General features: G+C 49.8%; 8 protein-coding genes. 2 read left to right on the forward strand and 6 right to left on the reverse strand.

Annotation, left to right across the window (positions count from 1 at the left end):
• Nucleotides 1–2: 2 nt before the first annotated feature.
• Nucleotides 3–491, forward strand: a complete 489-nt coding sequence (locus tag GILYN3_RS01925) for a YgjV family protein (RefSeq protein ID WP_049721284.1) — start codon at nt 3–5, stop codon at nt 489–491.
• A gap of 584 nt (nt 492–1,075) precedes the next feature.
• Here GILYN3_RS01925 and GILYN3_RS01935 read toward each other — a convergent pair.
• The 6 genes from GILYN3_RS01935 to GILYN3_RS01960 all read right to left on the reverse strand — a co-directional run bounded on the left by GILYN3_RS01935 (nt 1,076) and on the right by GILYN3_RS01960 (nt 12,635).
• Nucleotides 1,076–2,215 (reverse strand): pectate lyase family protein, encoded by a 1,140-nt coding sequence (locus tag GILYN3_RS01935; protein ID WP_049721286.1) that lies wholly within the window; start codon nt 2,213–2,215, stop codon nt 1,076–1,078.
• Between the two features lie 87 nt (nt 2,216–2,302).
• Complete coding sequence (locus tag GILYN3_RS01940; protein ID WP_049721287.1) at nt 2,303–4,459, reverse strand: DUF1349 domain-containing protein; 2,157 nt, start codon at nt 4,457–4,459, stop codon at nt 2,303–2,305.
• 76 nt (nt 4,460–4,535) lie between these two features.
• Complete coding sequence (locus GILYN3_RS01945; protein WP_049721288.1) at nt 4,536–7,499, reverse strand: TonB-dependent receptor; 2,964 nt, start codon at nt 7,497–7,499, stop codon at nt 4,536–4,538.
• Nucleotides 7,500–7,766: 267 nt separating this feature from the next.
• A complete protein-coding gene (locus GILYN3_RS01950) occupies nt 7,767–8,816 on the reverse strand; it encodes a class I fructose-bisphosphate aldolase (RefSeq protein ID WP_049721289.1) in 1,050 nt (349 codons plus the stop codon).
• 84 nt (nt 8,817–8,900) lie between these two features.
• Nucleotides 8,901–10,181, reverse strand: a complete 1,281-nt coding sequence (locus tag GILYN3_RS01955) for a 6-phosphofructokinase (RefSeq protein WP_049721290.1) — start codon at nt 10,179–10,181, stop codon at nt 8,901–8,903.
• 402 nt (nt 10,182–10,583) lie between these two features.
• Nucleotides 10,584–12,635 carry a glycoside hydrolase family 16 protein gene (locus tag GILYN3_RS01960; protein WP_049721291.1) on the reverse strand — a complete coding sequence of 684 codons (2,052 nt, stop codon included), beginning with the start codon at nt 12,633–12,635 and terminating at the stop codon, nt 10,584–10,586.
• Here GILYN3_RS01960 and GILYN3_RS16590 point away from each other — a divergent pair.
• The gene (locus tag GILYN3_RS16590; RefSeq protein WP_157484830.1) at nt 12,601–13,137 is read left to right on the forward strand and encodes a hypothetical protein; all 537 of its coding nucleotides are present in this window, start codon (nt 12,601–12,603) and stop codon (nt 13,135–13,137) included. The genes GILYN3_RS01960 and GILYN3_RS16590 overlap by 35 nt on opposite strands.
• Nucleotides 13,138–13,814: the final 677 nt, after the last annotated feature.

The following is a 13,814-nucleotide window of genomic DNA, read 5'->3' on the forward strand; positions in this document are numbered from 1 at the left end:
CCATGTTTGATAATCCCCTGGCTCAAGTTGTTGGACTACTTAGCTATTGCTTGGGTGTTTATTGCTTTTATCAGCGCGATGATCGGCGTTTAAAAATTGTCTTGTTGGCGATGCAGATTAACAACTGCATTCATTTTGCCCTGCTTGGGGCGGGCACGGCATTACTTAGCTCTGTGTTTTCGGTTGTCCGTACCGGAGTGTCACTGCGCACCAAATCAGGCGTAGTCGCCTGGTTATTTATTGCACTTAGTTTTTCTTTGGGCTTGTACGTCTCTAGCAGCTGGCAAGACATGTTGCCGGTGATGGGCTCTTGCATGGGTACTTACGCGCTGTTTTTTTTACAGGGAATTCGTATGCGTTTATTGTTTTTAATAAGCGCGTGTTTTTGGTTGGCTAATAATATTTATGTCGGATCGCTTGGCGGAACTTTGTTAGAGGCAACTTTAATCACTGTTAATAGCCGCACCATGTTCAAGCTTTATCGCGAGTAGTTTATCCGTTGGGGTAGGTCGATATTATTAGAGTTGATATAAATATACATGACCGATTCAAGCCGTTACCGCGGCATCTTAGATTATTCCTGCCCCTTATCGTACGTATCATCCGGTTTACTCATAGACCGCTGCGGCGTTTTCACAGTGGTAATTATTAGCCCAAAAAAAGGCCGCAATGCGGCCTAATGGGGGAGGGTTGATGTAAGCCACGGACGCGGCTCTCATCGGGGGGAATAAAAAGGGGCCGGTTGACGGCCCAACGAGGGTTTGGCGAAACAGTTGCGGCTAGAGCGGCGGCTGCTTATTGGGTGTTGTTTGATGTGCATACTGTGCTCTCTATTGCGGTTTCTGTTTACTGTTGTCGGGTTTAAAGCGTGAACCATGCCAATAATAAAATATTTATTAAAAACAATAATTTATGCTTTTTTTTGTTCAGGCAATGAGCACGATAAGAGCAAAAGCTATGTAGTTTTTGGTGTTGCTTTTGTAACTCTTACAGCTAGCTGTTGTTTGGCTAAAAAGCGAGCCCTTGCGGGCCCGAAAAGAGAAGCAGCTAATATTTAGCTGATGCCTCGAGGAGGTCATGGGGTAGGTAAACACTCATTAATTTTACCGCTGCCGGCATAGGCGGTGACGTGGCTTTTGGTCTCTGAGCCGGCCAGCGCTGTGTATGAGTAGCTAGGGGTATAGCTAATTGTTGCGCTGAGATCAGCGCCTGGGCCGGCAATCAAATCGCCATCGGCAGGGTTGCTCCAGCTGATGTTGTCGTAAACATTATCAGCCAGATCCCAGTAACCCACTTCGGCCGAGTAAAAGCTAACAACCGGGTTTTGGACGTTTTCAAACACAGTGCCTTCAACGCGAATGGTTGCGCCCATGCGGGAGTTAACTGCGGTCGACGAAACATCTTTGTAATAGTTGTTCAGGATATGCGCTTCACCAAAACGGAATAGCGGCATCCGTGAGCTGGCGTTTTCCCAAAAGTTGGCGTAGAAGGTAATGCGGCGGTGGCTGTTGTCTTCATCGCTGCTCCCCCACAGAGAGGTTTTCCAGCTGTCGTGTAGGTAGTTGTAAGATATGGTGACATTGTCTATGTCTCGTTTACCGCTGACTAGCTCGTCGTAATAATCTTTGTCGCTGTTTAAATCATTGTAAATTTCATTGTGATCAATCCAGATGTTGTTGGCGGGCCCTTCTAAACTAATGCCATCCTTCTCGCCGGTGTCTACCCGCCGAATAGTCAGATTGCGAATAATGATGTTGTCTGATTTGTACACTTTAATGCCAATGCCGTCGAGCATAGCGCTGCTGCCAACCCCGATAATAGACAGGTCAGACATTTCTTTAACGTCAAACCTTTCCACACTGGAGTTATCGGCGTTAATAATTCCATCAACAAAAATGGTCAGTGGGCTGCTGCCTTTAGCCGATAGTGCTGCCGCCAATTCTGTACCGGAGGTCGCTGTAATGGTATTGCCGCCAGCACCACCGGTGGTGCCAGCGCCTAGGCTGGCAAAGCCGACCACGGTGTTCATGGTATCGCAGTGGCTGGCGACAGAACTGCTGGATGAGCTTTCACTTGCCGTGCTTGAGCTGGGCGTGTTACTGGATGATGAGCTTTCTGGGTAAGTCGGGTTGCCGCCTGTAGGGCCACCTGAACTACCGCAGGCGCTGAGGGTGGCGGTTAAGGCCAGTATGCTAGTAAAAGTGACTGCTTTCATGAGGTGTCTCTCTGCGTGAGTTCGATGCATCATGTGTGGTTCTACTTAAGTGAGTTTGCGGCGGTACTAACACCGCCGCGATCGGTTTTAAGGCGCCAGTGGGTCAATGCTGATGTTGTCGAACTCAACGGTGATGTTGTTTTCGCCGGGAGCTGCGTAAAGGCCTACATACCAGGTGTCGCTGTCGGGTGTTGCGGCAAAATCGCTGGTGCTGTTTGCCTGAATAAAATCGACCCCGTCTTTTGAGTAGTAGCGTTTAACGCGCTTGTCGGCGCCGTCATCGTAAATCTCAATGCGCACATAATCGCCCACTTCTAACTCGGGTATGTCCGAGCGTGAGCGGCTGCCGCTAGGTTTCATTTGCGCGCGCGAACCGATCAGTGTTGCCGGATCACCATCGACATAAAAACCCGCATCAGCCCAACCAGGTAGATTGGCAAAGTCGGCGACTGCGTCCATGTTCTCCATTGCCATAATCCCAAAGCGATAAGCGTTACCCGCGGCGATATCAGCACCGCTTACCGAGCTGATTTGAGCGGTAAACATAAAATCACTCAGCTCGATTTTTTGGCTGGCAAAAAATAAATTTTGCTTGGACGATGACATATTACCGCCGGTGGCGGTTAGAGTGATCGAGAACGCTGTGTTTTCGCTCAGCTCACCTGACACAGGAATATCCGATTCACCTATTAAGTTTAAGCTGTTGACTGTCCATTCGGCGTCTGCTCCTGGCGCGTCACCGGTGTATTCAAGCTTAATATCTTTAAGGGTAATATTGCCGACGCGGCTATCGGCCCGCAGTTGTAAAAACGAGTTGGCACTACCTAAGAAATCAGGTTCGATGATCAGCTCGTAAGGCGTCGCGCCAATATCATCTGGGGTTAATTCGATAAGTTTAGAGTCTCCTCCATGAATCGAGTTGCTTGAGCCTGAGGTGTTGTTGTCAACATAGACTTGGAACTTACCTGGGCTGGCCGGGTCGGCACTGGTGAAGTCGGAGATCGTCATAGTGATACGATAAGGTGCGGATAAATCTATATCACCTGAAGGTTGTACGCCATCGGCACTGGGTACACCGCTATCGCCGACGGTAAAACGCGCATTGTTCATACTTAACGCATTATCGGCAATGTTGATACGGCTACTGCCACTGGTGACTTTATAAAATGGATCCGCGCGATCGGTTGAGAGAGACAGGAAGTCGGCGCCTTCGGTCTCGCCGAACAAAGTATCGGAATCGTGCGACAGATTAATCGTTAACGGCAGACCGCCAAATGGCGTGCCTTCGGCTTCTGGCTCAGGGGCATTGTTATCGTCGCCGCCGGTTGCAGGATTAACCAGTTTATAGTTAGAGTCTTTAACACTGCAATCGGGTTGCGTGTTGTTGGCATCGTCTTGATACTCGATGACTAAATCATCAATAACAGCCCAGCCGCCACTTGATACGCGCATTGAGAAAAACGAGTTTTCGGTGCCGACTAGCTCGGGCTTAGAGGCAACTAAAGCGCCGCCGGTGGCTAAAGTGGTGTCGCCTGGAATATTAATCTCGACGCGTTGGCCTGCCACTAAAGTGTTAACCGGTTGGTTAAATATGCGCGAGCCGACGTTACCGCCGCCGTGAATCGAACTGGCTTCACTGGTGGTATTGTTGTCGACGTAAATTTGGAAGTCACTGGCACTGGCGGTATTGGGTACGGCCACCACACAGAAAGAGATTTTATAATTTTGGCTTAAATCTAATTCCCCCCAGCTTAGTCCTTCATCGATGCCATCACCGGGCGTGGAGTTTTTACGTGGATCGTTCACCTCGCCCGCTAAGGCAGAAACCGTTTGAGCAATGGTAAAGCGTGCATCACCTAAACGCAGTTTTTGGTCGGTGTCGGCGGTAATCCAATTGCCGCCGTCGGGGTCAACCGTACCGTCTTCCATAAACACACCGGCCATGGAGTAATAAAAGCTGTCTTCACCCTCCTCGGCATCACTGGCAAGAGTTTTGTAGGCTGCGCTAAAGAACCCAGCGGTATCGCTGGCGCCAAAGGTTTCAATAATGGGCAGCTGGGTATTGGTGATTTTAGGCTGCTCGCCGCCATCACCGTTACCCTCACCCCCTGCGGGTTTGTCGATATTAATAATAATATCGGGTGCGCTGGAGTCGGGTTCGCTACCGCAGCCGGTTAAAAAGCTGGCAGCGATGATAAAAGTGCTTAGCAGCGTTAGCCTAGTATTGATAAGCTTAGTGTTCATCGTGAAATACCTTCGTTATTGTAGATTATTTGGTTGGCGTCAGCCCTGTGTCGCCATGACGGTTACTTAAACTTCATTACATAAAGCGGTAGTTAACACCGATCTGGAAAGAGCTGCCGTAGTCCTCGGACTCGAACATAATGTTGCCGCGTGAGTACTCATTGCCTTTAAAGTACTTAAAGCTTTTATCTTCGGTTAGGTTGAGAGCATCAAAATAAAACTGAATATCATCGTTAAGCTGATAAGTCGCTTTAAAGTCCAAACCAAAGGTGTCGTCGTCGTAGATATCAGCCCAAGTGGCACAGTTTTGTGGCAGCCCAAGATTGGCATCGGCCTCGATATCGGCCTGTGAACAAGAGCCGATACGCTCTAGCACCTTACTGCGGTAGTTGCCGATGACTCGCAGCGAGATTGAGTCGCTCTCCCAGCCGAGGGTTAAGTTGACAGTGGTGTCGGCTTGATCGGGTAGCTGGATTTCGTCGGCGCGAATGGTGTCGCCGACATTGGCACTGCTATCAATCAAGGTCATGTTGCTTTGTACAAAAAAGCCTGTCTCAAAATACTGCGAATAAGACAGCTCAATACCGTAAACTTTGGCCTGTTCGCCGTTAGTGGTTAGGTTGACGTCGTTGTAAACTTGGCCGGGTGGGAAGTAAAACTCGCTGACCTGATCGACTGGAATTTTCACTGGCATATCTTCAAAGGAGCTCGAGACGCCACTGACCTCGACGATAAAATCGGAGATGTCTTTGTAGAACAGTGCTGCTTGAAAGTACAAGTCTTCACTGGCATACCACGTAATAGAGGTGTCTAGGTTAACCGACTTCATGGCGGTTAAGGTTGGATTTCCTAGATTAATTACGTTGTCGGGGCTCACGTAAAAGTCTTTCGAGTCAGATGATAAATCGTCTAACGATTGGGCGCCGATATCGGTGGGGTTGTCGCTACATTCGCCGTAGTTGGCGCTGCCTTCGATATCATTACAAATGGAGACTCGGCCCGAGAAATCGGCAAAGGCTCGGGCTTCATTAAATGATGGCCGAGTGAAGCTAGTCCATACCGAGGCGCGCACTAAAATGTCTTCGCGCGGCTCGTAGCGATAGTGCAAGCTCGGAAAGAAATCGTCGTAAGCGCTATTAGCTCCCACCATAGGCACAGCGATGTCGAGCACGGTAGATTCGTTGGCCACTTCAAAGCGGTCGTTGCGGATCGATAAATTTCCGGTTGAGGTGAAATCGGTTTTCTCCCAGCGCACCCCAGCAATTAGTGATGACTTTTCACTTAGCTGAAACTCCGCCATCACATAAGCGGCAGCTGTGTCTTCGGTTAAGGTGTAATCGTCTTTGACGCTGTCTTGGCCCGAGCGCAGCGGGTCGGTGTATTTGGCAATTGGGGTGGTGATATCTAGTAGTCGTTCGGCTTCATCGTAGGTAATAAAGTCTTGCTGGATATCTGGGTGGGCAGGGGTAAATGTGGCAAAGTCGCCCAGACGCGCACCCGCTAATTGCAAGCACTCGGCATCGCCGTCACAGCCGTTAGTGTAATCACCGGGAATCACACTCCAGCGATCTTTATTGCGATAACGATCGCGTTGCTTAACCGTAAAACCGGTTTTTATGTAGTTAAGAAAATTATTGTCGGAGAAATCTTTTTGCAGATTCACGCTGACTTGATCGATAGTATCTTCGCGGAAGCTGTCTTCAATAAAAATGTTGTCGTACAGTAAGTTGGTTTGTCGGCGTTGTCCCTCTTGGTAACCATTTAAGCCGCCGTAGCCACCAGATTGCGGTAGGCTGTTTGAGCCGCTAAGGGCTTCTAAAACATCGGGTGATACCACTTGGCCCTGAATGTAACCAGGCCCTGCAACCCCTAGCATGGGTAGGTCGCGGGTACGAAATTGTACGCGGCGACCATCGGGTTTCGTCCACTCGCCAATGGAGTGTGCGTAGTCGTAATCGAGAGTCCAGTTGTTGGCAAAATGATTTTCGCCACCTATAGAGAAAGCCGTGGTTTCTGAGGTGCCGTCTTGAATAAAGAATTGTTGTTGAAGATCGGTGTCGACTAGACCAAATAAACCCGATTCATTATCGAGGTAAACAATATCGCCGGTGCCGGCTTGGCCAAAGCGGTAGTACTCGCGCATGGCCATATCTAAATCATCGTACTTGGTGTAGCTGACTTTGGCGTAGTACTCCGAGTTTTCGCTCGGGCGCCAACCTAAATCCAGCGAGCCCGAGGTGCGGGTGCGCTCGGCGTCTTCCTGGCGCGCTTCGTAGCGAAATGGAATTAACATTGGGTCGCCATCGTACTCTGTCGGTAAGCTCGCAACATCCGGAGTTATATAGCGTGGTAGTGAATCCGCGTGGTGCTGTACTTGATAAACCACACTGGAGCGATCTTCATACGAGGCAGAGTAGCCCACGCCGATAGTGTCGTCGGCAAATAGATGGGTGCCGTTGATGGCGATCTTGGGATTGAACTCTTCTTTATACGATTGATAATTGCCTTGCGCTTTTATTTGGACGCTGTCGCCTTTACGGTCAAATGCCGAGACGGTATTAACATTGACAGTACCGCCGATAGAGTTGAGATCCATATCAGGGGTAAGGGCTTTAATCACCTCTATCGAGCCGAGCATGTCGGCGGGTAGGGCGTCTAGGGCAAAAGCGCGGCTGTCTTCACCGGCCGATGCCAGCTCATTACCGTTCATGCTGACGGTGACAAAGCCAGGCCCAAGGCCGCGTACGGTTACAAATTTACCTTCACCTTCGGATTTTTGCAGGGTAATGCCGGGCAGTCGTTGCAGTGATTCTGCAACGTTTTGATCGGCAAAATTACCGACATCATCAGTGGCAATAATAGAGCTAAATGCGTCCTTGTTACGCTCGCGCTCACGAGCATTAAGCTCGGCCTGACGGACCCCCTGAACGACGATCTCCTCCATGGCGTTATTGTTTTGCGGCAGGGCAGCTTCTTGTGCTTGCAGCTGGCCGGCTGATGCCATGGCAATCAACACTGAGAGTAGTCGGTACTTTGGCATACGTGTTCTCCATTTTTTTATAGATTATTAGATGTTTATGGTATTACCAATTTTGAGTGTATGTTTGCACACAACTGACGGGTTTTCAATATTTGGCTTTACCATATTTCTTTTTGGTATTACCGCCTGTCGAGGTAGGTTGATCTGGCACTATCTGGAGCAGAGGGAGGCGAAATAACGGACCGCCACCTTTTGGGTTGGAAGATGGCGTCCGCTGTGGTCGCGCCTTGTGGACGCTGGGGTAGGACTTGATAACCGCGCTGTGGGTTAAGCGAGAGTTACCGAGTTGTCGAGATAAACATCTTGGATGCTTTGCAGTAACTGTACGCCTTCGGCGAAGGGCTTTTGAAAAGCTTTGCGACCACTGATTAGCCCCATGCCGCCGGCGCGTTTGTTGATAACGGCGGTGCGTATCGCTTGGGTTAGGTCGTTGTCGCCAGACGCGCCACCTGAGTTTATCAGGCCAATACGGCCCATATAACAGTTGGCCACTTGGTAACGGGTTAAATCAATTGGGTGATCGCTGGTGAGTTCGCTGTAGACGCGTTGGTGGGTTTTACCGACATTGATTGCATTAAACCCGCCGTTGGTTTCGGGCATTTTTTGTTTGATGATGTCCGCTTCGATGGTGACACCGAGATAGTTGGCCTGGCCCGATAAGTCGGCCGATAAATGATGGTCATCGGCATCGGTTTTAAATGCGCTATTGCGTAGGTAGCACCAAAGGATTGTGACCATGCCTAATTGGTGCGCTTCGGCAAACGCGGCAGAAATTTCTTCCAGTTGGCGGCGGGATGTTTCTGAGCCAAAATAAACTGTGGCACCGACTGCAGCGGCTCCCATGTCGTAAGCTTGGCGTACGCTGCCGAACATTCTCTGATCGTAACTGGTGGGGTGAATCAGTGCGTCATTGTGGTTGAGCTTAACCACAAAAGGAATTCTGTGGGCATAGTGGCGAGAGACCGAACCCAATACGCCCAGCGTAGAGGCGACGGCATTGCAGCCGCCCTCTATGGCTAATTCGATAATATTCTTTGGATCAAAGTACGCCGGATTAGTGGCAAAGCTTGCTGCTGCCGAGTGTTCAATGCCTTGATCAACAGGTAAAATTGAGACGTAGCCGGTGCCGCCTAAACGCCCAGCATTTAAGATACTTTGAAAGTTGCGCAGCACCTGAGGTGGGCGGTCAGTTGCGCTAAAAATATTGCTCACATAGTCGGGGCTAGGTGTCATTAAAGTGCTGGCGGGGATGGTGTTACTCTTGTGGCCAAGTAAGTAGTCGGCTTCGTTGCCTAGCAGGCGCGCAATATCAGTCATGTCTGTGTTCCTTTAATGAGTCCGCAACTTGCTATGTTGTGCTGGATTTGCGGTTAAGTGTTGTGAATTAGGTTTCTGGGTGTTTTAGGCAGGCTCTTTTACGCTGCTTCTGCGGCCAAAATATTCGGGTAATTTTCGCGCTATTAAACGGTTGCGACATTTGCGGTAATCGGGCAAGCCGTTGCAGTAGGGTGGGTAGGCCTCGCCGGCAATAAGTGGGGAGAAATAGTCGAGTCCCGCTTGCGTTACACTAAAGCCGTCTTTACTCATAAAGTGGCGCGGCATGTTTTTTTCGCCGCTGGCGACCTCTGAGATATGCACGGGTTTTAGGTGCCATGTGTAAGGAACCGACTGGGTTCGGACGATGGCTGGCATCACCGATTGCAGTCCGGCTACCGCGTATTCCACCGCAGCTTTACCTACCGCATAAGATTGCTCAATATCGGTTTGTGATGCCAAGTGGCGAGCGGCTCTTTGTAAGTAATCACACACACTCCAGTGACATTTATAATTGAAACGTTCTTTAATAAAGTCCACCAACAGCGGTGCAACACCGCCGAATTGGGTGTGACCGAATGGATCTTCGTTTTCGGCCGAAGCCAGCAGCTCGCCCGAGGCTTGGCGAATTCCTTCTGCGGTGACGACAATGCAAAAGCCTTTCTTGGCGACGGTTGATTGAACACGCTGTAAAAAAGCTTCTTGGTCGAAGGTTATCTCGGGGACTAAGATGATATCTGGCCCCAGCTCGCGCTCGTCGCAGGCAAGACCGCTCGCCGCGGCAATCCAGCCGGAGCGACGCCCCATGACTTCCATTACAAATACTTTGGTTGATGTTTTGTGCATTGAGGCCAAGGCAAACGATGCTTCTAAGGCTGATACCGCGACATACTTGGCGACCGAACCAAATCCCGGGCTGTTGTCGGTTATGGGCAAATCGTTATCGATGGTTTTAGGCACGCCGATACAAGTTAAGTCGTAGCCGACTAACTCGGCCACCTGCGCCAACTTGCGTGTAGTATCTTGTGAGTCGCCGCCACCATTGTAAAAAAAATAACGAATGTTGTGAGCGCGAAATACCTCGATCAGGCGTTGGTATTCATCGTGCTGGACATTGGGGTTTTGTAACTTGTGGCGACACGAACCAAACGCCCCACCGGGGGTGTGCAGCAACCGCTCTAGCGTCTCGTCTGACTCTTCACTAATGTCGACGAGATTCTCTTGTAGTGCGCCCAGAATACCGTCGCGGCCGGCATAAACTTTTTCAAAAATCGCTGGGTATTGTCGTGCGGTCTCGATGATTCCGGCGGCCGTCGCGTTGATAACCGCCGTAACGCCACCTGACTGACCGTAGAATGCATTCGCCATGGTGCCTACTCCTTGGGAAGAAAAGTCGCATTAAATCATTTTTTGGTCTTACCTTTCAATATAAATTGGTAATACTATTTTGTTGTTTTTGGTATGACTATTTTGACACCGCTGTCATTTATATTCTGTATGGCACATCTGGTCAGTGCAGAGAGTACTGAGCTTGATGGCACAATTGATTTTTTGGTGAAGGGGGCGCTTTAGCTTTTGGTTGTGCAGCGCAAGCCCTTGATGTATCGGCGTGGCTCGAACGTGTTTGGTGTGTTATCAGTTATATGAAAGTTTTATAGCGCGATAGGGGCGGCCTATTGTTTTAATGAGTCCTGGCACTTGAAGCTTGGGCGATAAAAAAGGCCGCCAGAGTTGTCTCAGGCGGCCTTTTTTGTAAGCTAAGAATAGGTGTTAGTCTGCCAGCTCCCAGCGGATATTTCCCACTTGGAAGGTGACGTCTTGTTCACCAAATACTGGCCACAGTGAGAAAGGTGTGTCGACATTTTCTATGTCAAATCCACCCTGATTAATGTCGGCAATAGGGATAGTAATAGTGTGCCATTCGTTATCCGCTGGCAGCGGAACGGGAACTTCAGTTCCCACGCAAGGGTAGCCGCAGTCAGCTTTGGCGAGGAAGCCCTGAGTATTGCCGTTGTTACTGACCACTTTCAGGTCAAACACTAAATTACCTGAGGCAAAAGCGCTAAGATCCTTGGCTGTTGAGTCTTGGATATAGAAGGTACCGAGTCCTGTATCTGTGAACTCCACGCCAATCACAGTGCCTTTGTCGGGATCAACAATAGTCGCATCAAGGGTGATTACCTGGCCACCGTCTTGCCACACTCCAAATCCAGGGCTGCTCCACTCGGCTGGTAGTGCATTGACAAAAATATCCATATCTTCAGTGACAACTACTGGCGCTAGCACTGGGTTGATATTGCAATCGCCCAGGCAGGCGATGCGGACATTGTCTAGTTGAATGTGAGCTGCTCCATCCAGTATTTCGACCTCGATGGGGCGCATCACGGACGACCAGTCTATTTGTGACCACGAGCCCTCTGCTTGACGCAGGGTGGAAAAACGCACGGATACTGGCGTCCACTGTCCGATCATATCTGCGCTGAGGTCTATATCATCAACGCTAATATCGGGGAAACCTGAACCTAGCTTAACGACTAGCTTAGTGCCCACATCGGCCGCTTCAACCCAGATATCAAACTTGAGCTCGCCAAGGTTGCGTGGGTTATTGTGTAGCGGGTCGCTACCAAAGTTAAAGCCGTCCAGCACCTCTGGATAACTGCTCATATCGTCTGAGACCAGCCACGCAACGGCGGGGCCCGCATTCGAGAATTGCAGGTCCCATACTATTGTGCCGCCCGATCCTGGGTTAATTGGTGCAGCGTTGGGAGTGGAGATAAGTGCGCCGCTATCGTTCCAAATGGCGTGCTGTAGAGTGTTATCGACTGGGGTACCGTTGACATCGAATCCTAGTGTTTGTATCCCGTCATCCGAGCCACGATATAACCACACTTCATCTCGCACATCCGCCGGTGGCACATGGCCAGTAATATTGGTAGCGGAAACACCTGCGTCAGCCGTAGGTGTTTCACAGCCTTGGCCGGTCACGGGGTCGTGTGAGCATTCATACACACGCACATAGTCTACTTGCATGGTTCTGGTGTCGTTAAAGTTTGGCAAATCAATGTATTCGCCGTTGCCCAGTGCCAAGTTCAAGATCATATGGAAGGGGTTATCAAACGGTTGGGCGCCGGTGCCCACTTGATAGCCAACCTCTTGACCTGCCCAATAGTAGATAAACCAATTGCCGCTGTTGCGGGCAAAAAGTACATCATCAACATACCAGCGGATTTCGCCTTCCTCCCACTCTACGGTATAGGTATAAAAGTCATCCCAAATATTAGTTGGCGGCTCGTAAGCGGCGCCGCTGTACTGGTTCCAAGGCCAAGAGAAGCCGTAGTGCAGTGTGCCGTGCATTTCATTGGCGGTACCTGTAGGTGCCGGGCCCGCAACGCCGGGCTGGAAGGCTTCAAAAATATCAATCTCGCCACTATGGGGCCAGCCGCCATAGGTGCTGGTGTCTGATGGTAGCATCCAGATTGCAGGCCAAATGCCTACGCCTTGTGGCATTTTGGCGCGAATTTCCATACGGCCATAAGTCCAATCGCCCTGATTACGTGTGCGCAGACGAGCGGATGAATAGTCTTTACATACATTAGGGGCGGTAGCGTAGTTTGGATCTTCTTGGTTGGTATTAGGGCCGCAAACATTACCCGCACCTTCGTAGATGGCGGAGATATGCAGCAGGTCGTCCTCGACATAGCTGTTAGCTGGGGCGCTGGTATAACACTGGGCTTCATTATTACCGCCGCCCCAGCAGTTAACTTCGTGCTCCCATTTGCTGCTATCAATGGTTGTACCTTCAAACTCATCGTTCCAAACCATTGTCCATCCGTTTGCGGCGCTGCTCGATGAGCTGGAGCTGCTGCTCGATGAGGCAAGACTGCTCGATGAGCTTGAAACGCTGGATGAGCTGGCGACGCTGCTGGATGAGGCGATGCTACTTGAGGAGCTGCTAAACACCGATGAACTAGAGCTGGCGGTGTTGTCCACAGAAGAGCTGGCCACGCTGCTAATAGCAGAGCTGGAGCTGCTCTCAACGCTGGACGATTCGGATGAGCTTGAATCGCTTGAGGCGCTAGAAATATCAACTGACGACGCGGAAGAGGATGCCACCGAACTCGATGGCACTGAGCTTTCGACTGAGCTAGAAGATACAGAGGCGATTGAGGATGAGGACGTAACGACGGAACTGGATGAGTTGTCGTCGGCTGAGTTGCTGGATCCACCGCAGGCGCTCAATGTGAGCGCCATAATGCCGGCTATAGGAAGTAATTTAAAGTTTTTGATCATGATTGTCTCGATTGGTATCGTTTTTATTAATTAATAGTCTCGTGGCGTCCTTGCGCTTTGAGAACTTGCCTTACGGTAGTGCTCACTTGTCGCTTGTTATTTTTGTGTCTTCTCGAATGAGCCGCCGTATATATTGAGTCTGGAGGCTAGTCCGAAAAAATGCCGTGACCACACAATACTGCCGAGCCGTTTGTGGTGTGTCGTCCCACTTTGGAGTGCTGATGAACGTGGCTTGTGTCACTTTAAATTTATACAAACTGTGACAGTCTAGTTGCCCGTTATTGGCCGGTGGAGAGATGGGTTTGGCTCTGCGCGATAAGATCGTTCTCTCGATCTTATCTGCCGGTTTTAGGGCATAAGATTGGAGCGCGACTAGAAAGTGTTGCGATGAAGGGTTAGAAAATATAACAAGTTAATAATAGTTGGTGGGGGTGTTGTTAGGTTTTTGAGTACGACCGCCAAACAGAGGATGGTGACCGATTGTTGTAGCGGTAAGATTGCGAATAAAGATTATCGCGTTAGGATCTTTTGGCGTATTAATTATTTTTTTGTGAATTGCAGATTAAAGAGTGAATAATAAAAATAGATATTATTCACTCTTTTTTTATATTGTGTTGTTTTGCGAAAGTCTATGGTGTCGCTGGGCTGCAGCGCGGGGTGCCTACTTACGTAGGGCGAATGTGGGAAAGAGTGACTTCTCATATTGCGCCT

Source organism: Gilvimarinus polysaccharolyticus (assembly GCF_001187555.1).
GTDB classification, from domain to species: domain Bacteria; phylum Pseudomonadota; class Gammaproteobacteria; order Pseudomonadales; family Cellvibrionaceae; genus Gilvimarinus; species Gilvimarinus polysaccharolyticus.

Excerpts from the sequence above, each read along its gene's own strand:
- GILYN3_RS01960 (WP_049721291.1), bottom strand. The coding sequence starts at position 12,635 with ATGGTTTGGAACGATGAGTTTGAAGGTACAACCATTGATAGCAGCAAA.
- GILYN3_RS01955 (WP_049721290.1), bottom strand. The coding sequence starts at position 10,181 with ATGGCGAATGCATTCTACGGTCAGTCAGGTGGCGTTACGGCGGTTATC.
- GILYN3_RS01925 (WP_049721284.1), top strand. The coding sequence starts at position 3 with ATGTTTGATAATCCCCTGGCTCAAGTTGTTGGACTACTTAGCTATTGC.
- GILYN3_RS01945 (WP_049721288.1), bottom strand. The coding sequence starts at position 7,499 with ATGCCAAAGTACCGACTACTCTCAGTGTTGATTGCCATGGCATCAGCC.
- GILYN3_RS16590 (WP_157484830.1), top strand. The coding sequence starts at position 12,601 with ATGGTTGTACCTTCAAACTCATCGTTCCAAACCATTGTCCATCCGTTT.
- GILYN3_RS01950 (WP_049721289.1), bottom strand. The coding sequence starts at position 8,816 with ATGACTGATATTGCGCGCCTGCTAGGCAACGAAGCCGACTACTTACTT.
- GILYN3_RS01935 (WP_049721286.1), bottom strand. The coding sequence starts at position 2,215 with ATGAAAGCAGTCACTTTTACTAGCATACTGGCCTTAACCGCCACCCTC.
- GILYN3_RS01940 (WP_049721287.1), bottom strand. The coding sequence starts at position 4,459 with ATGAACACTAAGCTTATCAATACTAGGCTAACGCTGCTAAGCACTTTT.